Here is a 475-nt window from a genome sequence, read left to right as displayed (position 1 = left end):
AAGCAGGTCGATCTGCTACCATAGAAGCCAAACGGTTTTGACCAGAAGAAAGAACAAAACGCGTCATCGAAATAGCCTCCAAAGCACGACTACGTAAAGTTGAACCATCTCCAAGATCTTTATCCATTGAAATAAACCATTGCGGCGTATTACGAAAAATAACCGGTTTTTTTGAACGCCAACTGTGAGGATAGGAATGTTTTAAACGACCGCGAGCAACCTATCGATCCGCTTTAATTAAAGCGTTTATCACTTCTTTATTAGCATCACCCATTTTTCCATGATCATCAATAACACGTACGGGCCCCTCTTTACGGTCCGGTCCAAAACCAGGGACATCCTTGGTATAAAAACCAGCATCATCAACAGGAAAAGGTATAGACGAATCAATACCAGCCTGCTCCAATAGAGGCTTATAAGCATTCCCAATTTCAAAATCCTCACGACCATGGCTAGGTGCTGTATGAACAAAACC

Annotated in this window: 1 pseudogene; it reads right to left on the bottom strand. The window is 42.3% G+C overall.

Annotation, left to right across the window (positions count from 1 at the left end):
- Nucleotides 1-475: pseudogene (locus J7R10_RS08600) on the bottom strand (class I tRNA ligase family protein); the annotation flags it as partial.

Origin of the sequence: Bartonella vinsonii subsp. berkhoffii ATCC 51672 (assembly GCF_902825225.1) — a bacterium.
GTDB lineage: Bacteria > Pseudomonadota > Alphaproteobacteria > Rhizobiales > Rhizobiaceae > Bartonella > Bartonella berkhoffii.
Note: the sequence above shows the minus strand (reverse complement) of the source record. Positions and strands in the feature narration are given on the sequence as shown.